General features: G+C 69.3%; 20 protein-coding genes and 1 tRNA gene. 5 read left to right on the top strand and 16 right to left on the bottom strand.

Translation table 11 applies throughout. The features are described 5' to 3' along the window. The first annotated feature begins 9 nt into the window (after window positions 1-9). Both QE374_RS11760 and QE374_RS11755 read left to right on the top strand, forming a co-directional pair. Window positions 10-684 (top strand): response regulator transcription factor, encoded by a 675-nt coding sequence (locus QE374_RS11760; protein ID WP_309735069.1) that lies wholly within the window; start codon window positions 10-12, stop codon window positions 682-684. Next, window positions 681-1,640 carry a HAMP domain-containing sensor histidine kinase gene (locus QE374_RS11755; RefSeq protein ID WP_309735068.1) on the top strand — a complete coding sequence of 320 codons (960 nt, stop codon included), beginning with the start codon at window positions 681-683 and terminating at the stop codon, window positions 1,638-1,640. Before QE374_RS11760 ends, QE374_RS11755 begins: the two co-directional genes overlap by 4 nt. Before the next feature lie 9 nt (window positions 1,641-1,649). Here QE374_RS11755 and QE374_RS11750 read toward each other — a convergent pair whose 3' ends face one another. The 6 genes from QE374_RS11750 to QE374_RS11725 all read right to left on the bottom strand — a co-directional run bounded on the left by QE374_RS11750 (window position 1,650) and on the right by QE374_RS11725 (window position 5,875). Further along, the gene (locus QE374_RS11750; RefSeq protein ID WP_309735066.1) at window positions 1,650-2,450 is read right to left on the bottom strand and encodes an FAD:protein FMN transferase; all 801 of its coding nucleotides are present in this window, start codon (window positions 2,448-2,450) and stop codon (window positions 1,650-1,652) included. Continuing rightward, entirely contained in the window at window positions 2,447-2,959 is a 513-nt protein-coding gene (locus QE374_RS11745) for an FMN-binding protein (RefSeq protein WP_309735063.1), read from the bottom strand. Before QE374_RS11745 ends, QE374_RS11750 begins: the two co-directional genes overlap by 4 nt. A 13-nt stretch (window positions 2,960-2,972) precedes the next feature. After that, window positions 2,973-4,382: a ferric reductase-like transmembrane domain-containing protein gene (locus QE374_RS11740; RefSeq protein ID WP_309735062.1), complete on the bottom strand. Its 1,410-nt coding sequence runs from the start codon at window positions 4,380-4,382 to the stop codon at window positions 2,973-2,975. 146 nt (window positions 4,383-4,528) lie between these two features. Beyond that, a tRNA-Arg gene (locus tag QE374_RS11735) sits at window positions 4,529-4,601 on the bottom strand. A gap of 77 nt (window positions 4,602-4,678) precedes the next feature. Beyond that, entirely contained in the window at window positions 4,679-5,368 is a 690-nt protein-coding gene (locus QE374_RS11730) for an asparagine synthase (protein WP_309735059.1), read from the bottom strand. Between the two features lie 78 nt (window positions 5,369-5,446). Further along, complete coding sequence (locus QE374_RS11725; protein ID WP_309735057.1) at window positions 5,447-5,875, bottom strand: YdeI/OmpD-associated family protein; 429 nt, start codon at window positions 5,873-5,875, stop codon at window positions 5,447-5,449. Window positions 5,876-5,990: 115 nt separating this feature from the next. Here QE374_RS11725 and QE374_RS11720 point away from each other — a divergent pair, with 115 nt between their 5' ends. Further along, entirely contained in the window at window positions 5,991-6,188 is a 198-nt protein-coding gene (locus QE374_RS11720; RefSeq protein WP_137418015.1) for a hypothetical protein, read from the top strand. A 155-nt stretch (window positions 6,189-6,343) separates the two neighbouring features. Here QE374_RS11720 and QE374_RS11715 read toward each other — a convergent pair whose 3' ends face one another. From QE374_RS11715 to QE374_RS11685, 7 genes are all read right to left on the bottom strand, one after another. Further along, on the bottom strand, window positions 6,344-7,288 hold the full coding sequence (locus QE374_RS11715; protein ID WP_309735054.1) for an aldose 1-epimerase family protein: 945 nt from the start codon (window positions 7,286-7,288) through the stop codon (window positions 6,344-6,346). Further along, window positions 7,288-8,799 (bottom strand): L-arabinose isomerase, encoded by a 1,512-nt coding sequence (araA, locus tag QE374_RS11710; RefSeq protein WP_309735052.1) that lies wholly within the window; start codon window positions 8,797-8,799, stop codon window positions 7,288-7,290. The genes QE374_RS11715 and araA overlap by 1 nt, the downstream gene beginning before the upstream one ends. 20 nt (window positions 8,800-8,819) lie before the next feature. Beyond that, window positions 8,820-10,394 (bottom strand): FGGY-family carbohydrate kinase, encoded by a 1,575-nt coding sequence (locus QE374_RS11705; RefSeq protein WP_309735050.1) that lies wholly within the window; start codon window positions 10,392-10,394, stop codon window positions 8,820-8,822. Next, on the bottom strand, window positions 10,391-11,113 hold the full coding sequence (locus tag QE374_RS11700; RefSeq protein ID WP_307322654.1) for an L-ribulose-5-phosphate 4-epimerase: 723 nt from the start codon (window positions 11,111-11,113) through the stop codon (window positions 10,391-10,393). Before QE374_RS11700 ends, QE374_RS11705 begins: the two co-directional genes overlap by 4 nt. A gap of 176 nt (window positions 11,114-11,289) precedes the next feature. Continuing rightward, window positions 11,290-11,427 carry a hypothetical protein gene (locus QE374_RS11695; protein ID WP_309735047.1) on the bottom strand — a complete coding sequence of 46 codons (138 nt, stop codon included), beginning with the start codon at window positions 11,425-11,427 and terminating at the stop codon, window positions 11,290-11,292. 257 nt (window positions 11,428-11,684) lie between these two features. After that, window positions 11,685-11,891: a hypothetical protein gene (locus QE374_RS11690; RefSeq protein WP_309735046.1), complete on the bottom strand. Its 207-nt coding sequence runs from the start codon at window positions 11,889-11,891 to the stop codon at window positions 11,685-11,687. A 91-nt stretch (window positions 11,892-11,982) separates the two neighbouring features. Next, window positions 11,983-12,813, bottom strand: coding sequence for a universal stress protein (locus QE374_RS11685; protein WP_309735043.1), 831 nt, complete (start codon window positions 12,811-12,813; stop codon window positions 11,983-11,985). A gap of 58 nt (window positions 12,814-12,871) precedes the next feature. On the opposite strand from QE374_RS11685, the gene QE374_RS11680 reads away from it, so the two are divergent. Together QE374_RS11680 and QE374_RS11675 are read left to right on the top strand one after the other, a co-directional pair. Then, window positions 12,872-13,906 carry a glycoside hydrolase family 6 protein gene (locus tag QE374_RS11680; RefSeq protein ID WP_309735041.1) on the top strand — a complete coding sequence of 345 codons (1,035 nt, stop codon included), beginning with the start codon at window positions 12,872-12,874 and terminating at the stop codon, window positions 13,904-13,906. Window positions 13,907-14,024: 118 nt separating this feature from the next. Then, window positions 14,025-15,023 (top strand): response regulator transcription factor, encoded by a 999-nt coding sequence (locus QE374_RS11675; protein ID WP_309735039.1) that lies wholly within the window; start codon window positions 14,025-14,027, stop codon window positions 15,021-15,023. 66 nt (window positions 15,024-15,089) lie between these two features. Here QE374_RS11675 and QE374_RS11670 read toward each other — a convergent pair whose 3' ends face one another. The 3 genes from QE374_RS11670 to QE374_RS11660 form a co-directional block, all read right to left on the bottom strand. Continuing rightward, window positions 15,090-16,508: a glycosyltransferase family 2 protein gene (locus QE374_RS11670; protein ID WP_309736685.1), complete on the bottom strand. Its 1,419-nt coding sequence runs from the start codon at window positions 16,506-16,508 to the stop codon at window positions 15,090-15,092. Between the two features lie 226 nt (window positions 16,509-16,734). After that, on the bottom strand, window positions 16,735-17,448 hold the full coding sequence (locus QE374_RS11665; RefSeq protein WP_309735037.1) for a fructose 1,6-bisphosphatase: 714 nt from the start codon (window positions 17,446-17,448) through the stop codon (window positions 16,735-16,737). Window positions 17,449-17,585: 137 nt separating this feature from the next. Beyond that, window positions 17,586-18,203: a hypothetical protein gene (locus tag QE374_RS11660; RefSeq protein WP_309735035.1), complete on the bottom strand. Its 618-nt coding sequence runs from the start codon at window positions 18,201-18,203 to the stop codon at window positions 17,586-17,588. Window positions 18,204-18,243 lie beyond the last annotated feature (40 nt).

The following is an 18,243-nucleotide window of genomic DNA, read 5'->3' as shown; positions in this document are numbered from 1 at the left end:
AATGACAGCGTGACCAGCTCGCCGCGCCGACCCCGGCTCCTGTACGTCGAGGACGACCCCGAGATCGCCTCCATGACGATTGAGGTGCTCTCGGAGGCGTACGAGCTCGAGCACGTCGGCGACGGCAGAGCCGGGCTGGACCGCGCCCTGAATGCGCGGTTCGACGTGATGCTCGTGGACCGGCGGCTTCCCGGACTCGACGGTGCCGATCTCGTGGCAGCGGTGCGAACCGCGCGCATCACGACTCCCGTGCTTCTGTTGACAGCGCTCGGCTCCGTGGCCGACCGTGTCGAGGGTCTGGATGCGGGAGCCAACGACTACCTCGTCAAGCCCTTCGACTACGACGAGCTCCTCGCGCGGCTGCGGGCGCTCGTCCGGGGATACCGTGCCGAAGGACGCCGCCGCGAGCTGGGCGCGTGGACGTTCACGCCCGACACGCAGGCGCTGTACGCGCCGTCGGGAGCGCGGGTCGCGCTGACCCAGACGGAGAGCACGCTGCTGGAGCTGCTGACAGCGAGTCCCGAGCACGTGTTCAGCCGAGAGGAGATCCTCGCGGGCGCTTTCACCGTCGGCGACTCGGCCAGCTCCGTGGACACGTACGTGCACTACATCCGCCGCAAGAGCGAGCCCGACATCATCGAGACCGTGCGGGGACGCGGCTACAGAGCGGGAGCTCCGAGATGAGTGTCGAGGCCGACCGGCGGCGCGTCCGTCGCGCCGCGGTGCGCGTGGGCGTGCTCGTCGCCGTCGTATCCGCGGCCGTGGTCCTGGGCGGGATCGGCGTGCTCGTGTTCGTCCTGCTTCGCGCTGCTCGTCCCGAGCACGGCGAATCGCACGGCGTTCGACCGGACGGCGACGCCGTGGTGGTCGATCTCGACCGCATCCTCCCGGTCGTCCTGGTCCTCGGGCTGATCGGAGTGGCCCTGCTGGGACTGGTCGGTTGGCTCGCCGCACGCCGAGCCGTGCGCCCGCTCGGAGAGGCCCTCGCGACACAGCGCGCGTTCGTCTCGGACGCCAGCCACGAGCTGCGCACGCCGTTGACGGCGCTCAGCTCCCGCATCCAGCTCCTGCAACGGCGGCAGGCGCGCGAGGAGCCCACCGCGCAGCTGATCGCCGACCTGCGAAGGGACGTCCAGGTCATGGACGACGTCCTCACCGATATGCTCCTCGCCGCAGAAGGCGCCTCGTCCACCGAGGCAGCCTGCGACGTGGCGCAGGCCCTCGCACGCGCCATGGACACCCTCGCGCCGCTCGCGGACGACGCAGGGGTCACTCTTCGCGCCCAGGCCACCAGCGCCCGCGCACGGATCCCGGAGATCACGCTCGCCCGATTGTGCGTCGCCCTCGTGGACAACGCCGTGCAGCACTCGCCTCGCGGAGGCGAGGTCGACGTGACGGTCGTCACGGACCCGCAGCACGTCGAGATCCGTGTCGCCGACCGCGGGCCGGGTATCGACCCGGCACACCGGGAACGTGTCTTCGAGCGATTCGCACGCAGCGGCGAGGCCGGGCGGCGCCGTGGGTTCGGGCTCGGCCTCGCGCTCGTCCGGGAGGCGGCGACCCGCTATGGCGGAGCCGTGACCATCGCCGAGACGTCGCCCCGCGGGACGACCTTCGCCCTGCGGCTTCCGTCTGCCTGACGGCTGTGCTCAGACGGCCGCGCTGAGGGGGTCCGGCGCGACGATCTCGATGCCGCCCGCCCATCGGCGCAGCGTCCGCCCGTCCGCGACCAGGCCGGAGACGATGCCCGGCACCTCACGCGCGGACAGCTCTTCCGTGCCCGTCAGCGCGGCGACCGTGGCCCACGCATCTGCGAGCGTGAGCGACTCGGCCACGACGGTGGCGCTGATGAGTCCCGTTACAGGACCCCCGCGCAGCGGGTCGACCAGGTGCGCACCGCGTTCGGCCGTCCCCGAGGTCGCGACGGCGCCTTCGAACAGCTCGACCGTCGCGCAGAGCGCGTCGGGGACGCCTGGATCCACGATGCCGATCCGCCACGGCAGCGTCGTCGCCTCGGCGGAGAACAGGCGCATGTCGCCCCCGACGCCGATGCCGACCGCGTCGATGCCTTCTCGCTCGACGAGCGGAGCGAGCAGCCGCTGGGCGGCGCGGTCGACGGCCCAGCCCTTCACGATCCCCGTCGGGTCGAACCATCCACGCCACCACGCATCGAACCGGCCGTCGCTGCTCTCGAGCAGATCCGCGCACAGGGCACGCACCTGGTCGACGCGGGGATCGGCCTCTCGCAGCGAGAGCGCCCCCGTCCGCATCCTCGAGATGTCGGAGTCGGGGATGAAGGGCGAGAAGACCCGTTCATCGTCGCGGAGCATCTCGACAACCGCTTCGATCGCCCGCGTCACCTCGTGCTCGTGAGCTCCCGGGCCGAGGACATGGATGCTGGCGACCGTTCCCATCACCTCGGCCGTCGAGACCCGCGTCGCGCCGTTCATGACTGCGCCTGGTCGAGAGCGGACTGGAGCGAGCGGGCGTAGCCCTGGCTGGTGTACGTCGCGCCCGACACCAGCCTGATCTGGGCGCTCTGCGCGTCGAGGGTCTCCGACACCAGCGTGGGGATCGCCCGCGCGTTGATCTGCTGATCGCGACCGTTCGAGTCCGGGTACTGCGGCACGTCGACGGACGCGATGACGCCGCCCGAGACGGTGACCGACACCTGCACGTTCCCGTAGCGGGTGCTGACGGCGTCACCGGTGTAGGTGCCGTCGGCCAGGCGCGTGGCCGAGGTGGTCGATGCTCCGCCGCTCGTGGTCGAGGAGCCGCCCCCGGTCGAGGAGCCGCCCCCGGTGGCCGCGGAGCCCGAGGTGCTGCTCTGGCCGGAGAGTCCCGCCGTGCCCGCCGTCGCGTCCGATGCGGTCAGCTGCTCGCCCCACGACGTACGCCAGCTCATCAGCAGGACCAGACCGCTGAGGGTCATCATCAGGCCGTAGAAGATCTTCTTCATGATCCCTCCCGGATCAGACGGTGAACGATTCGCGATGGATGCGGGCGGGATCGACGCCCGCGGCGCGCAGGTCGGCGATGACGGCCCGCATCCACGCCTCAGGACCGCAGACGAAGACGTCGGCGTCATCGATGCTCGACTCGATGTGTCGCAACAGATCGGCGCCTGCCCACGCGGCGTGCGACTGGGGCATCCACGAGGAGGCGTCGCGGCGTCGGCCACCGGCGAGCGAGACGTGGCGGAGTCCGCGATGACGGACCAGTTCGTCGATCGCCTCCCGTCGCAATGCCTCCTCGGGAACGTGATCGCGGGTGAGCAACGTGGCCTCGCCGGGACCGTAGCCTTCGGACTGGAGCAAGGACACCAAGGGAGCCACTCCCGCGCCCGCCCCGAGCATCAGCAGCCGCGTGCCGGTGCGCTCACCGCCGGTCATCGTGCCGTAGGGGCCTTCGATGAGCACCTTCGTGCCGGGGCGCAGCCCCGTGAGACGCGCCGTCCCGTCTCCTGTGACGCGGGCGGAGATCACCAGATCGCCGCGTGCCGGGTCCTCCGCGAGCGAGAAGGGATGCCCGCGCGTCCAGCCCGGTCCGTCGAGGAACCGCCAGACGAAGAACTGGCCGGCCTCCGCGCGGAGCGCCCGAAGGTCGCGGCCCGACATCCGCACACTCACCCCTCGCACCCCGTCGGCGACGACGTCGCGTACGCGGATGTCGTGCCGCAGGGATCGCACGAGAGGCAGCCCGATCCGGTACAGCACCACAGCGGTCGCCGTCGCGGCCCACACCGTCCACCAATACACCTGCGCGAGCGGGTGCCCGACGAAGTCGGCGCCCGTCCATAGCATGTGCGGAATCGCCAGGGCGACGCCGAGGTAGCCGTAGAGATGCAGGAGGTGCCACGACTCGTACCGCAGACGTCGCCGCGCGCGCCGGATCGACAGCACCACCACGAGCAGCAGCAGCGCGGTGCCCGCTGCCGCGAGCAGCATGCCGGGGTAGTCCCAGACGAACTGCCACAGCTGCACGAGCGGGTTGATGCCCGCCTGTGCGGCGTATCCCGCCACGAGCAGCGCGATGTGCGCCAGGAACAGCCAGAACGACCAGAACCCGACGATGCGATGCATCCGCGTGATGCCGTCACGACCGAAGCCCCGCTCGAACAACGGCACGCGGGCCATGAGCAGCACCTGATACATGAGGAGGTTCGCGGAGACGAGGCCCGTGAGCCGACCGAGGGTGTTGAGCGTCTCCGCGCTCATCCCCCAGGTCGCCTGCACGCCGCCGCCCGCGACCCAGAGAGCGACGACGGCGAGCGACGTCATCCAGATCACCGCGACGGAGCCCGATCGCCACACGGCACGATGCCGACGCCGCGTGCGGAGGGCAGTCGGCGGTGCGGCGGCGATGAGAGGAGAGGCGGTCATGTCGCCATGCTGGCGGCACGGTTCTGAGACGGCTCCAAGAATGAGCGCCGCACAGCATTCTCATAAGAGACGGATAGACGTCGTGAGAAAAAAGTGGCCCGGCCGGAATCTCTTCCTGGCCGGGCCGCTACTGTCTCAACACAGTGTGCGCCCGAAGGGACTCGAACCCCTAACCTTCTGATCCGTAGTCAGATGCTCTATCCATTGAGCTACGGGCGCATGTTTCCCGTCGCATTCCTGCGCGCGGGCACTAGGAGAGACTACAACACAACGGGCGTGGTCGCGAATCGAGGCGACTACTCGAGCTCGCTGAGGTCGATCCCGCCGCGCCGCTCGCTCCCGGCGGACACCGCGGGCGCCGCATCCTCCTCCTTCGCGTTCAATCTGCGTCGATGAGCGGCGAGACGAGGAAGGTCGACGAGACGCAAGCTCTGCATCCGCGCTTGACGCATCTTGTCGTAGCCCGGCTCGAGGTCGGGTCGGGCGGCCTCGATCCGCAGCGAGCTGTCGATGTTGCGCGCGACCTCCGCCCACGCCGCCTCACGTGCCGCCTCGACCAGTTCGCGGAGCCCGTCGAGGTCCTCGGCGCGCTCACGGAGCTCCTCCGCGATACGCAAGGACTGCTTGCGTCTGCGCCGGAGGTTGCGCACGTCGCGACTGCGATAGTCGTGGGTGCCGCCGGAGTCGCTGAAACGGCCGCGCGCAAGTTTGCGCTCCCGTTCCGCGCGCTCCGCATCCTCCTCGGCCTCCTCGGCGAGCTTCAGCAGCGCGTCCTTCGCGTCGGGCACGAACCGGTCGGCGTCGAAGCCTTCTCCCGCCGAGAGGATGTCGACCAGGATGTGATTCTTCAGCGACAAGCGCGTGGCGGCAGCGGCGATGTAGACGCCCTCGGCGACGACATCGGCGAGTTTCGGGCGCGACGCGCGGGCGGCCCACAGGGCTCCGAGTCCCTTGTGCTCCGTCGGTTCGTCCGCTCGTGATGCCACAGCACCCCCTCCCCCGATTCTATCCGAGGGGTCTCGGCGACTCACTGGTCGAGAACGGGGAAAACCGCCCTCGGCGCCTCACCGCAAGGACTCGACCACTCGCGCGACGCGGCGCTGCCGCGTCTCGGCCGCCTTGGCGCCGGTCACCGCGGTCACATGGGCCTTCTGCGCGCTGGGCGACAGGGCGTCGAAGGTGGCCCGGAGCCCCTCGGATGCCAGCGCCTCGGCGAGGTCGTCCGGCACCTCGACCGTGCGCGGAGCGGTGTCGAGCTCGACGTCGACGGTGAGCGCATCGCCACCGCCGATGCCCGTCTCGCGACGCTTGTCCGCGCTGAACGGGATCAGGTGCTTGCCCGCCATCACCCCGACGGTCGAGCGATACGTGAACCCGTTGACGGTCACCACCAGCGCGGGACGACGGCCGCCGCCGAGCTGCTCTATGACGTCCGCGGGAATCTCGATGCCCGTGTCGTTGCCGAACTGCGACATGGTCGTCTCGAACCGCATGACCCGAGTATGCACCCGCTCGTCGCTAGCAACCAGAGGGAACCGGTGCAACCCCGCCGCTCTCGTCGGATCGCGGTATTAGCCTGACGGCACACCTCGACGAAGGGAGCACATCATGGGTTTCATCGATGATGCGAAGGAGACCGCGGAGACCGCCGGTCGCAAGCTCAAGGACAAGTGGGACGACACCACGGACCGCATCGGCGACAAGATCGACGAGGCCAAGGCCGACGCGAACGTCAAGAAGGCCGAGGCCGAGAAGGAGTCGGTCGAGCGTCGCAACGAGGTCAAGGAGAACCTGCGCGACAGCTGACGCCCGGCGCGCACCCTGTCATCGAAGGCCCCGGAGAAGGATCCGTTCCTCTCCGGGGCCTTCTGCATCCCCCTAACGACGTTCGCCTGTCACAGATCGACGCTGGAGGCGCGATCTGTGACAGGCGAACGTGTCGTAGGAGGGGGCGATGCGGGTCAGATGGCGCGGATGGTCCAGCTCGCCGACAGCGACCCTCCGGGCTCGAGAACCTGCAGGCCCGCGTCGTAGGGGTACCGGTGCGCGTTGAACGCGTCCGGCGCGCAGGTCATGGGCTCGATCGCGAGCCCCACGCGGTGCCCCGAGAGCCCGGGGCGGTCGGCCGTGTGCACCTGGACCCAGGGGCACGCCGCGTCCCAGGCCATGGCGACGCCGCGGCCGTCCGCATCCGTCACGCGAACCGTCGCGACGCCGTCGGCATCCCGGATGAGTCCGGTGTACGCGTGGTCGATCTCGGCCGCGCCGATCCGCCGTGCGGCACGGTAGTCGAACCGCGACGGATCGTCCGCCTCGACCGCGCGCAGCTCGGTCGGGGCCAGCCGATCCTCCGTGACGTGCAGCACCTCGGCGGCGGGCAGCTCGAAGCTCCAGTCGTCGACGAGCCCGTCGCCCGCCACCAGATACGGATGCGGGCCCGTGCCGTACGGCGCCGCTGTGTCGGACTCGTTGAACGCGGTCACCGTCTGTGTCAGGCCGTCCGCATCCAACGCGAAACGCGTCTCGACGCGCACACGCCACGGGTAGCCGTCCTGCGCCTCGACCACCGCCGACAGGGTGACGTGGTCGGGGCCCTTGTCGATCGCCGTGTAGTCGAGCCATGCCGCGAGTCCGTGCAGCGCGTGGCCGCGTGCGGGCTCGGTCAGGGAGAGGCGGTACTCCTCGCCCCCGAAGGTGTAGCGGCCGTCCACGACCCGGTTGGGCCACGGGGCGAGCGTCGCCCCTCGATAGGCGGGGCGGACCTCGTCCGCCGCGAAGGGGACGACAAGGTCGCGTCCGGCGTGCGTCAGGGTGCGCAGCGACGCACCGACGCTCGCGATGCACGCTTCCACATCACCCGACCGCAGCAGGTGCTGCGTTCCCGACAGTGGCACCGAGCCCGTCATCACAGGCCCTGCGCGAGGCGGTAGTACGCCTGGTTCCAGCGCAGCTCGCGCTGGAAGTCGCGCACCGTCGTCGACTCGTCGATGACGACCAGCTCGGTCTTCGCGATCTCGGCGAAGTCCCGGAACACCTCGATGCCGACGGCGGTCGACATCACCGTGTGGTGGGCGGCTCCCGCGGCGAGCCAGCACGCGGCGGAGGTCGCGAAGTCGGGAGCGGGCTTCCACACGGCACGCCCCACGGGCAGCTTCGGCAGCTCCGGCGCGGAGACGTTCTCGACCACGTTGGCCACCAGGCGGAACCGGTCGCGCATGTCGCTCATCGCGACGACGACGGCAGAGCCCGGGTCGGCCGTGAAGACCAGGCGCACCGGGTCCTCCTTGCCGCCGATGCCGAGAGGGTGGATCTCCAGCCGCGGCTTGGCGGTGGTCAGCGACGGGGCGACCTCGAGCATGTGCGCGCCGAGGATCTTCTCGTCGCCGGCCACGAGGTCGTAGGTGTAGTCCTCCATGAGGCTCGCGCCGCCGGGCAGGCCGGCGCCCATGACGTTGGCCACGCGCACGAGGATCGCCGTCTTCCAGTCGCCCTCGGCGCCGAAGCCGTAACCCTCGGCCATGAGGCGCTGGACGGCCAGGCCCGGGAGCTGCTTCAGGGCGCCGAGGTCTTCGAAGCTCGTCGTGAAGGCGCCGAAGCCGCCCTCCTCGAGGAACGAGCGCAGACCGAGCTCGATCGCGGCCCCGTCACGCAGGGACTGGTGCCGCTCGCCTCCGACGCGCAGCTCGTCGACGACGTCGTACAGCTCCTCGTACTCGGCCACGAGAGCGTCGATGTCGGACTCGGATGCGGCGGCGACCGCATCCGCCAACTCGTTGACGCCCCAGGTGTTCACCTGAACACCGAAGCGCAGCTCCGCCTCGGTCTTGTCGCCCTCGGTGACGGCGACGTAGCGCATGTTGTCGCCGAAGCGGGCGAGCTTCAGCGTGCGGACCGCAGCCCAGCCGGCCGCGGCGCGCTCCCAGTCCTCGATCTGCTGGCGGACGACCGGGTTCGACACGTGTCCGACCACGGTCTTGCGCGCAACGCCCAGCCGCGTCTGGATGTAGCCGAACTCGCGGTCTCCGTGAGCGGCCTGGTTGAGGTTCATGAAGTCGAAGTCGATGTCGGCCCACGGCAGCTCGACATTGGCCTGCGTGTGCAGGTGCAGCAGCGGCTTCTGCAGGGCATCGAGTCCCGAGATCCACATCTTGGCGGGGCTGAAGGTGTGCATCCACGCGATCACGCCGATCACGTCGTCACGGCTGTTGATCTCCAGCGCCATCCGACGGATCGAATCGGCGTCCTTCAGCACGGGCTTCCAGACGACCTTCACGGGGAGCCCGCCCAGGCCCGCAACGACCGCCTGCGACTGCTCGGCGACCTGCGCGAGCGTCTCCTCGCCGTAGAGGTTCTGGCTGCCGGTGACGAACCAGACCTCGTAGCCGTCGAGGGAGCTGGACAAGGGGGTACGAGGCATGGATATCTCTCTTTCGGTTTTCAGAGCGCGGCCACGGCGGCGGCTTCGATGGCGAGGCCGGACCGGTAGCGCTCGAGGTAGGCGGCGAAGCCGGCGACGTCATCGGCGTCGGGCTCCGCGGTCGAGGTTTCGGCGCCGGCGAACACTCGGCGCTCGAGGTAGGTGGACAGATCGAACAGGTCGGACTCGCCGAGATACGCCGCGAGCACGGCGATCCCCCACGCGCCACCCTCGGATGCGGTCTCGCCGACCGCGACCGGGGCGGCGAGCGCGCCGGCGAGGAAGCGCTGGGCGACGCCGGCCGTGCGGAACATGCCGCCGTGCGCGAACATCAGATCGAGCGCGACGCCTTCTTCGGCGAGCACCCGCATCCCGAGCGCCAGGGTTCCGAACACGCCGTAGAGCTGGGCGCGCATGAAGTTCGCGAGGGTCAGGCGGCTGTCGGGCGTGCGCACGACGAGCGGACGCCCCTCCTCGAGTCCGGCGATGGGTTCGCCCGCGAGGTGGTTGTAGGCGAGCAGCCCACCCGCATCCGCCTCGCCCGCGACCGCCTCGCGGAAGAGCGCCTCGAAGACGGCGTCCGCGTCGAGCGGACGACCGGATGCGGCCGAGAAGCGCGAGAACATCTCGACCCAGGCCGCGAGTTCGCTCGCCCCGTTGTTGCAGTGCACCATCGCGACGGGATCTCCCGCGGGCGTGGTGACGAGGTCGAGCTCGTGATGCACCCGCTCGAGGGGACGTTCCAGGACGACCATCGCGAAGATGCTCGTTCCCGCACTCACGTTGCCCGTGCGCGGCGCCACGGCGTTGGTGGCGACCATGCCGGTCCCGGCATCTCCCTCCGGCGGACAGAGCGGGATGCCGGGACGGAGCACGCCCGACGGGTCGAGCAGCGCTGCGCCTTCGGGGGTGAGCGTGCCCGCTTCGCGTCCGGCGGGGAGCACCTCCGGGAGGATGTCGACGAGCGGGACGCCCAGCGCGCCGAGCGCGTCGTAGCGGGCAAGCAGCTCCGCGTCGTAGTCGCGCGTCGCCGCGTCGATCGGGAACATGCCCGACGCGTCGCCCACGCCCAGCACCGACCGACCGGTCAGACGTCGGTGCACGTAACCCGCGAGGGTGTTGATCGAGGCGATGTGGGGCACGTGCGGCTCGGCGTCGATAACCGCCTGGTGCAGGTGCGCGATCGACCAGCGCAGCGGGATGTTGACGCCGAACAGCTCGCTCAGCGCGCTCGATGCGGGTCCCGTGTTGGTGTTGCGCCACGTACGGAAGGGCACGAGCAGCTCACCGGAGGCGTCGAACGCGAGATAGCCGTGCATCATCGCGGAGACGCCGATGGCGGCGTGGGTCTCGGGGCGCACGCCGTGACGCTCGACCGCGTCGGCCACGAGCGCGGCGTACGCGCTCTGCAGACCGTCGACGACCTCGTCCAGGGAGTAGGTCCAGAGGCGGTCGACGTAGCTGTTCTCCCATGCGTGAGCCCCCACCGCGATCACCGCGCCGGTCTCGTCGATCAGGCACGCCTTGATGCGCGTGGAGCCGAGCTCGATGCCGAGCCAGGTGCGCCCCGTCGTGATGGCGTCTGCAGCGGTCATCGCCGGTCGTCCCCACTCTGTCCGTAGACGTTCTGGTACCGCGCGTACAGGCTGTCGATCGCCTCCTGGGGGATGGGCACCAGCTCTCCGCCCTGACGCGCGATGTGCACCGTGCGGGCGACGTCCTCGACCATGACGGCCGCCTTCACCGCATCCTTCGCGCTCACCCCGATCGTGAACGGACCGTGGTTGCGCATGAGGACGGCGCGGGAGCGGTGCCCGCGCAGCGTCTCGACGATGCCGCGACCGATCGAGTCGTCGCCGATGATCGCGAAGGGTCCGACCGGGATCGGACCGCCGAACTCGTCCGCCATCGCGGTGATCACACAGGGGATCTCCTCACCGCGGGCCGCCCAAGCGACGGCGTAGTCGGAGTGAGTGTGCACGACCCCGCCCACGTCGGGCATGTTGCGGTAGACGTACGCGTGCGCGGCCGTGTCGCTGGAGGGTGAACGCTCGCTGCCGGGCGTTCCCGGGATCACGTTGCCGTCGAGATCGCAGAGGATCATGTTCGCCGGCGTCAGGTCGTCGTAGGAGACGCCGGAGGGCTTGATGACGAACAGGTCGGCGCCCGGCACGCGACCGGAGACATTGCCTCCTGTCCACACCACCAGGCCGTAGCGCACAAGCTCGCCGTGCAGAGTCGCGACATCATCGCGGACGGCGTCGATGGCCGCTTGGACGTCAGAGGGGAAGGGCGTGGCTGCGCTGCCTGTCACGGATGCTCCATTGGTCTCATGGCCCGCGGGGTCCCATACCCGGCCGGCCGAAACAAATGTTACCGGTCACACATCAGGTGTGCAACGACTCCTCCCCCGAGGGACGCCGCACGCCGACCGCGGCAGAACACTCCGTCGCCGTGCGAGTCGATGCGCACGCCGGCGAGCGCAGCCCGCTAGAGGATGGCGTTGAGGTAACTGATGATCGAGGCGTACACGAGGGCCCCCACCCCGAGCGCCAGCAGCGCCACCCCGACGTAGATGAGCCATCGGGACCCGCCCGGCTCCGGATTGCGTTGCCCCTCGCGCGCCATGAGCGCCATGCTACTGAGAAAGGATGACGATCGTGTGACGCGGCGCGTCGGATGACGAACCAACAGCGACGCGCTTGTCAAGCCCCCTTCATCCGGGTACGCGCACTTCCCATACTGAAGAGGCAACACCGCACGCCGAACGTGTTCGGGTCATCGACGGCGAGCGAAGGCACGGAGCGTTTCGCCCGTGTGATGAGAGGTCCTCTCCGGTTCCCCCAGGCCGCAGAGGGCCTCTCCGCTTTTCGCCGTGACGCCGATCAGCGATGCAGACGTCGTCGCGACACCGACAGCGCGAGCGCACCCAGCACGGCGAGCGTCGCGACGACGAAGGGGACGAGGCTCGCGACACGCTGCGCGTGCAGCTCCAGCCCAGGGAGTGCCCCCGCGGCGAAGACGCCGACGGCGACCGCGACGAGCGCGAGCAGCGCGAGAGCGGTGACAGCTATCTGTGTTGCACGATCCATGAGGACTCCTTCGTCCGCCTACCGTGGTGGCACAAAGGTAGTCCCGCGCAGGCGCCTTTGGGCCGCACGCGCCGGAATTGTGGGAATCCGATCAGCGGACGACGGCTGTGGCGGTCGTCACCTGAGAAACGACCTCCTCGCTGACCGATCCGAGAAGGAAGCGCGCGAAGGCGCCGCGCCCGTGCGAACCGACGACGACGAGTCTGGCCGCGCCCGCCGCATCCGCGATCGCCGCGGCGGGATCGCCCTCGACGACGCGGGTCTGCACGCGAAGATCCGGGTACATCTCGCTCACCGCCTCCGCGACACGGTCGACGGCCGACTGGGTGATCGCGTTGAGATCCGTGAGATAGAGGTCCGGGTACACGCCGAAGTCGCCGGGAACGGCGACCGGCATCCACGCCGAGACGATCGTCAGCGCCTCGCCGAAGCGCTCCGCCTCGGCTGCCGCGAAGGCCACCGCCGCGTCGGAGACCTCGGAGCCGTCGACACCGACCACGACGCCGTCACCGTCGGCGGGCGCCTCCAGCGGCACCACGACGACGGGCGAATGAGATCCCGCGGCGATCCGGTAGCCGTGCTGGCCACGGCGTCCCTGCCCGCGCTTCTCCCCACCGATCACGAGCAGCCGCGCATCCTTCGAGGCCTCCACGAGCTCCGCGACCGGATTGCCGTGCGAGACACGCACCTCGCACGAGACACCCGTCGACCGCAGGAGGTCGGCCTGCTTCTCGAGGCGTGCGCGCGTGGCGGCGACCGCCGCCGTCAGCACGTCGTCCTCGCCCACCGCTCCGGTGGCACCGCCGACGACGGAGAAGAGCACGAGCCGCTCCCCGCCACGCCGCGCGCGAGCCGCCGCCCAGTCGACCGCGCGCTGCGAGCCCTCCGCATCCGTCACGCCCACGATGATCGAGTCCGACATCCTGTGTCCTTCCGGTCGTTGCAGTCAGGGTAGCGCGGGCGCACGGTACAGTCCTTGCGTGAGTTCCACGCCAGCAAGGCCCGCCCGTCCGCGCCGGCGTGCCTTCCCCCGCTGGCTGCTGATCACCGTGCTCGCGGCGAGCCTCGTGATCGTGATCACCGCCATCGGCGTCGTCGGCTGGGCCATCACCTCCGGACTCCAGTTCCTCGGCGCGCAGGCGCCGGGCGTCGGCACCCGCATCGTCGTGCCGGAGGAGTCCAAGGCGAGCAAGGCCGCCGCCGGGGGCGGGCTGGACGCCGACGCGCAGGCGGCGGCCGACTATCTCTCCGCTCAACCGACCGCTTACTGGCTCACGCCCGAGATCGATCCGATCGGCGAGGCGGGCCCCCGCATCCTGAACCTCGCCGCCGAGGCGCGCGATCAGGACGCCGCGCTCGCCGTCGTGGTCTACGGGCTGCCCGAGCGCGACTGCGGCAGCCAGTCCGCCGGCGGACTGGATGACGCCTCCTACGCCACGTGGACAGCCGAGATCGGCCAGGCGCTGGCGAGCGTGAAAGACGTGCAGAAGATCGTCGTCCTCGAGCCGGACAGCCTCGCCCAGGCACCCGACTGCGACGCGAACATCGACCAACGCATGAGCGCTCTCCACGATGCCGCGCTGCGTCTCGTCGGAGTGGACACGTGGGTGTACCTCGACGGCGGACACTCCAACTGGCGCCCCGCGTCGGAGATGGCCTCGCTCATCCAGCGGGTCGGTGTCACCGACAAGGTGCGCGGCTTCGCCACCAACGTGTCGAACTACAACCCCACCACCGCCGAATTCGCCTACGCCCACGAGGTGTCCACGCTCCTCGGCGGCAGTCACGCCCTCATCGACACCTCTCGCAACGGCGCCGGCGTCTCGACGAGCGAGTGGTGCAACGACCCCGGAGCGCTCGTCGGCGACCCCGGCGGCACCTACGGCGACGACGTCGTCGACACGAACCTGTGGATCAAGCCGCCCGGTGAGAGCGACGGCGTCTGCAACGGCGGGCCGCGCGCCGGATCCTGGTGGCCGGAGGGCTCCGTGCAGCTCACACGCAACGCGTTCTGACCGCCTGCGACGCGGCGTGCGCCGTGAATCGCGGGCGATCCGGCGGATATGGAACAATGGCGACGCGTGCGGTGCCACGAGCCGCGGCCTTGAACCGAGAATCGAGGATGCCGGACTCATGAGCGACGCTTCTGACGGGCAGAAGACCGCGGTCATCGTCGAAGACGATCCCGACGTTCGCCACCTCCTCGCCGAGGTCCTCGAGGCGGCGGGTTTCTCCACCGTCTCGGTCGGGAACGGCATCGACGGCGTGCGCGCGGTGCTCGCCTACCAGCCGCTCATCACGACGCTCGATGTCAACATGCCCGGCATCGACGGGTTCGAGGCCGCCCGCCGCATCCGCGAGAAGTCGAACACGTTCATCATCATGCTGACCGGGCTCGCCGACGAGGCCGACGTCGTCCTGGGACTCGGCGCCGGCGCCGACGAGTACATCGTCAAGCCGTTCCGTCCTCGGGAGTTCCGCGCGCGCGTCGAAGCGCTGCTGCGCCGCCCCCGGCCTGAGCCCGCCGGTCAGGCCCGCCGCCAGGAGAGCGTCGGACCGTCCTTCCCCGGAGCGCGCCCGCAGACACAGTCCATCCCCGTGCAGCCCGAGGCCAGACAGCCCATCGCGCCCGCCTATGTCGAGGAGACGGCGTACCCGCCCGAGGCCGCCATGCCGGCCGACCGCATGACCTACGCGCCGCAGCCGACCCCTGCGCCGCCGCAGCCGACGCCCGCCCCGGCGGCAGGGACCGAGCTGGCCCCTCACGCCCAGGGCGCCCTCGTCCCGGGCGGCGGCTTCTGGGTGACCCACCGCGACCTCCAGCTGAACCCCGAGACGCGCATCGTGCTCATCAACGGACAGCAGGTCGAGTTGACGCGTACCGAGTTCGATCTGCTGGCGACACTTCTCGAATCCAAGCGCCGCGTGCGCAGCAAGGCGGACCTGACCCTCGTGCTGCGCGGGGAGTCGTATGTCACCTCCTACTACGTCGGCGAGGCCGACAAGCGCGCCGTCGAAGCCCACATGACCAACCTCCGCCGCAAGCTGGGCGACAATCCCAGCAACCCGCGCTACATCGAGACCGTCCGCGGAGTCGGCTACCGGCTGACGACCGAGCTACTCGCACCCTGATACAGCGGATGACGACGAAGAGGGCCCACGGGAGACCGTGGGCCCTCTTCGTTGGGATGCTGCGCGTCAGACCTTGTAGCCCTGGTACCGGCGCAGCAGCTTCGAGAACATGAGCAGCGTCTGCAGGACCGTCACGACGCCGACGATGGGCCACCCGATCCAGAGGATGGAGGACTGCACGACCGGGCCCAGCATGTTCCAGATGATCGCCATGGCGACCAGCGCAGCGGCCAACAGGATGAAGGGCGTCCAGTGGCCGATCGATGCGCCACCGCGTTCCGCCTTGGCCTGCATGGCCCAGTTGTCGACCTTCTTGCGCGAGAGGAAGCGGGTCCACGAGCGCAGGAAGTGGCTCAGACGGATCCACATGAAGATCTCCGCCGGGAAGACCAACAGGGCGAACAGGATGTCGCGCTGATTGCAGTACTTCATGGTGCGCGCGATGCGCAGGTTCAGCAGCACGGCCGTCAGCACGGGGATCAGCCACAGGGGCGAGAAGACGAAGGCGTTGATCGACAGGGATCCTGCGAGCAGCACGAGGAAGGCGACGCGGACGAAGAGGTTGGTGAGCATGCCGAAGTTCTCGAACCACCGCAGGCGCAGGTTGGGGTGGAACGGCTGCCCCTTCGTGTCGCCGCGCTGGCCCGGCCACATGAGCTCGATCGCGCCGAAGGTCCACTTGACCTGCTGGGCGTCGTATCCCTTGAGCGTGGTCATCCCGCCCACCGCTGCGCGGGCGTAGGGACTGATCTTCGTGAGGTACCCGGCGCTCTTGATCTGCAGCGAGAGCAGGGAGTCCTCGACCTCGCTGTCCTTGACCCACGGCGTGTTCTGGTGGTTCTGCTTCATCGCGTCGCGCAGGGCGTTCGTCGAGAAGATCGAGAACTGGCCGCCGAGCACCGCCATGTTGCGGCCGCGGAGGAGGTTCTGCAGGTTGAAGGCGGCGAACTGCGTGCGCTGGCCGGCGATGAGCCACTTGGCCGTCAGGCCCTTGATGGGGCGGTCGTCGATCGTGTAGATCGCCGAGATGCCTCCGATGCGCGAATCGCTGACGGCTTCGGTCTCGAGGTACTCGACGGCGCGCGGCTCGGCGATCGTGTCGCCGTCCACACCGAGCAGATAGTCGCATCCCTCGACCAGCGAGTAGCCGTAGTTGAGCGCGCCGACCTTCTTGTCGGGGTTCTTGCCGATGTCGTGGACGAAGACCTCGGTGAACTGCTCGCCGAGGTCGGTCATGATCTCGTGCGGACCGGCGTACTCCGAAGCGATCTTCGCGGTGTTGTCGGAGGTGTTGTTGATGACCACGTGGATGACGTCGGGGACCCGCGTCTGGGCGAGAAGGGCCTCGATCACATCCGCGATCGACTCCTCCTCGTTGTAGGCGGGGATGACGCAGCCGATCGTGGAGCGGTGCGTGGTCGCGTTCTCGAGCACCGACATGAAGTCCTGCTCGAAGTGGGACTCGAAGTCGGCGCCGGGCGTCATCGCCGGGTAGACCGGCTCGAGCTGCTGCGAAGGCATCTGCTGATACGCCATGCGGGGGTCCGACACAGTGATCACTTCCTGACGTTCAAGGGCCGCGATGCGGCGGGAGATCAGCACGCTGTTCGTGCGATGAGTCCAGACTGCACGCTGAACCGCAAGATCGTGGCCGGTCCGGCGAGAAGCTCAGCGCAAGATTGGCGCAAGATCGGCGCCGGTGGTCGAGGGCTCAGCCCGGGAAGATCGCGATCGGCAGGTACTGGTACACCGTCTGCTGCTGGAACGAGGCGTCCGTGTTCGCCGTGCCCTCGACCGAGATGGTCAGGGCGAACTCGAGAGTAAGACCGAATGTGTCCGCGGGCAGCTGATGGATGCTCTGCTGGGGAACGTAGAGCCCGCCCTGGAAGCTGTTGAGCAGGAGCCCCCGGTCGGAGCGCAGAGTGTCGCTGGGAACCAGCGTGCGCGGGTCGGCGCTGAACTGGTAGGGCGACTGCATCTGGTTGGAGGTCTGCGTCGTAGTGGAGTTGATCTGCACCGAGGAGATGTACACCCGACGCTTGTCGGTGAGCACCGCCTTCTCATCGACGCGGTGATCGTAGACGTTGACCGCGAAGCCGAAGACCTTCTCGTTGTTCGCGGTCCACTCCTGCGTGCGCTTGGGGTCGACGGCCCACACGTTCAGCACGAGCTCCAGATCCTGCGCCACGTCACTGCGCAGCTCGACCGAGCCGTCGTACGTGAACTGCGAGTTGAAGGCCATGCTCGCCGACGGCGCGGGCGAGGGCACGACGGTCGTCGGCTGCACTGCGGTGTTGGTGCCCTGCAGGGAGTTGAAACCGTCGACGATCTGCGAACAGCCGGTCAGAGCCAGGGTGCTCGCGAGGGCGAGAGCGGCCCCCGCGCTGAGCCGACGCATGCTGCGATCGGCGAAGGGGATTCTCACAGGGCGCTCCTCGGAGACGTGGCCTCACGAGGCTCACAGGATTTCGGGTCGGTGCCGACCCGTTTCCAGACAAACCCCAGGGTCGGCGCCGAAAGTATACGCGATCCACCCCCGCGCACCATGCACGGGTTTCCGCGTCAGTTCTGCGACGCTCCCGCGATGGCGATCGTCAGCGTGTCGCTGGCGGTCTGCTTGGCATACTCCGCGGACGTGGGGGTGGTCTGCACGAGGAAGTCGTAGGTGAACTGGACCTGCACGAACGTCGCCTCTGCCGGCACGTCGCCGATGTTGAAGGTCTGCGAGTAGCTGTAGGGGTCGAGAACGAGGTAGCCGGGGCTGACCGACGACTGGTCGGTCTGGGGCTGGAGCGGGTCGAAGGAGCGCGAGGCATTGCCGGGCACGGCGACCATGGTGGCCTTCTGGAGGAACACCTTCTGTCCGTCGTTGGGGGTGACGGTGGTCACCATGGAGATGCTGACCGGCTTCAGGGCCGTGGCCGTCCAGCGGTCCATCGACAGCGTCGACCAGTAGTTGATCGTCGCGCTGACCGCACCGGCGGGCACGACGCGCTGAGTCGACCCGCTGGACAGATCGTTGGTCACGGGCGTCGGAACGGGAGTGCTCGAACGCGATGGCGATGTCGGGCTCGGCGTCTGCGCACCGGTGTTCCACGGTGCCGGACCGCATCCGGTCAGCAGCGACACGGCGAGCAGCGGAGCGACGACCGCGACGGGCGTCCGATGTCTGCGGCGCATGTCGACTCCCGGTGTGAGGTGGACTTCCCACTCTAGCGGC

Source organism: Microbacterium sp. SORGH_AS_0428, assembly GCF_031453615.1.
Lineage (GTDB): Bacteria > Actinomycetota > Actinomycetes > Actinomycetales > Microbacteriaceae > Microbacterium.
This window is presented reverse-complemented; position numbering and strand designations above follow the sequence as displayed.

What these genes read in the sequence shown, in the direction of transcription:
- QE374_RS11755 (WP_309735068.1), top strand. Translation starts at nt 681, where the DNA reads ATGAGTGTCGAGGCCGACCGGCGGCGCGTCCGTCGCGCCGCGGTGCGC.
- QE374_RS11750 (WP_309735066.1), bottom strand. Translation starts at nt 2,450, where the DNA reads ATGAACGGCGCGACGCGGGTCTCGACGGCCGAGGTGATGGGAACGGTC.
- QE374_RS11745 (WP_309735063.1), bottom strand. Translation starts at nt 2,959, where the DNA reads ATGAAGAAGATCTTCTACGGCCTGATGATGACCCTCAGCGGTCTGGTC.
- QE374_RS11740 (WP_309735062.1), bottom strand. Translation starts at nt 4,382, where the DNA reads ATGACCGCCTCTCCTCTCATCGCCGCCGCACCGCCGACTGCCCTCCGC.
- QE374_RS11725 (WP_309735057.1), bottom strand. Translation starts at nt 5,875, where the DNA reads ATGCGGTTCGAGACGACCATGTCGCAGTTCGGCAACGACACGGGCATC.
- QE374_RS11720 (WP_137418015.1), top strand. Translation starts at nt 5,991, where the DNA reads ATGGGTTTCATCGATGATGCGAAGGAGACCGCGGAGACCGCCGGTCGC.
- QE374_RS11715 (WP_309735054.1), bottom strand. Translation starts at nt 7,288, where the DNA reads ATGACGGGCTCGGTGCCACTGTCGGGAACGCAGCACCTGCTGCGGTCG.
- araA (WP_309735052.1), bottom strand. Translation starts at nt 8,799, where the DNA reads ATGCCTCGTACCCCCTTGTCCAGCTCCCTCGACGGCTACGAGGTCTGG.
- QE374_RS11705 (WP_309735050.1), bottom strand. Translation starts at nt 10,394, where the DNA reads ATGACCGCTGCAGACGCCATCACGACGGGGCGCACCTGGCTCGGCATC.
- QE374_RS11695 (WP_309735047.1), bottom strand. Translation starts at nt 11,427, where the DNA reads ATGGCGCGCGAGGGGCAACGCAATCCGGAGCCGGGCGGGTCCCGATGG.
- QE374_RS11690 (WP_309735046.1), bottom strand. Translation starts at nt 11,891, where the DNA reads ATGGATCGTGCAACACAGATAGCTGTCACCGCTCTCGCGCTGCTCGCG.
- QE374_RS11685 (WP_309735043.1), bottom strand. Translation starts at nt 12,813, where the DNA reads ATGTCGGACTCGATCATCGTGGGCGTGACGGATGCGGAGGGCTCGCAG.
- QE374_RS11675 (WP_309735039.1), top strand. Translation starts at nt 14,025, where the DNA reads ATGAGCGACGCTTCTGACGGGCAGAAGACCGCGGTCATCGTCGAAGAC.
- QE374_RS11670 (WP_309736685.1), bottom strand. Translation starts at nt 16,508, where the DNA reads ATGACGCCCGGCGCCGACTTCGAGTCCCACTTCGAGCAGGACTTCATG.
- QE374_RS11660 (WP_309735035.1), bottom strand. Translation starts at nt 18,203, where the DNA reads ATGCGCCGCAGACATCGGACGCCCGTCGCGGTCGTCGCTCCGCTGCTC.